Genomic DNA, 687 nt, shown 5'->3' with positions numbered 1-687 from the left:
GACGACGGCCTGGGTGCGGTCGCGGAGGCCGAGCTTCACCAGGACGCGGCTGACGTGCGTCTTCACCGTCGACTCCGCGACCACCAGCGCGGCGGCGATCTCCACGTTCGACAGGCCCTGCGCGATCAGCACCAGGACCTCCGTCTCCCGCTCGGTCAGCGCCTCGTGCCGCCCGACGGCCGCCGCGCGGTCGCCCGGCGACGGCCCCGCGCCCAGCCCTCCGGCGGCGCCCGACGGCCCGGGCGACGCCTGCAGCCGGGCGAACTCGGTGATCAGCCGCCGCGTCACGCGGGGCGCCAGCAGCGCCTCCCCGCCGGCCACCACCCGCACCCCCTCCGCCAGCTGCCGGGCCGACGAGTCCTTCAGCAGGAAGCCGGACGCCCCCGACCGCAGCGCCTGGTACACGTACTCGTCGAGGTCGTACGTGGTGAGGATCAGCACCCGGGCGGCGGACACGGCGGCGATCTCCCGTGTCGCCTCCAGCCCGTTCATCTCGGGCATCCGCACGTCCATCAGCACCACGTCGGGTGCGAGTTCGGCCACCGCGCGGACCGCCTCGCGGCCGTTCGCCGCCTCCCCGACGACCGTGATGCCGGGCTGCGCGTTCAGCAGGACGGAGATGCCCTCCCGGACCATGGCCTGGTCGTCCGCGAGCACCACCCGGACGTCGCCGCCCCCGCTGCCGGC

1 protein-coding gene is annotated in these 687 nt (G+C 75.7%); it reads right to left on the bottom strand.

Annotation, left to right across the window (positions count from 1 at the left end):
* Positions 1-660, bottom strand: a 660-nt coding sequence (locus GL263_RS27535; protein ID WP_323379589.1) for a response regulator, incomplete at its 3' end; no start/stop codon positions are given.
* Positions 661-687 lie beyond the last annotated feature (27 nt).

Source organism: Streptomyces durbertensis, from assembly GCF_014156695.1.
GTDB classification, from domain to species: domain Bacteria; phylum Actinomycetota; class Actinomycetes; order Streptomycetales; family Streptomycetaceae; genus Streptomyces; species Streptomyces durbertensis.
Note: the sequence above shows the minus strand (reverse complement) of the source record. Positions and strands in the feature narration are given on the sequence as shown.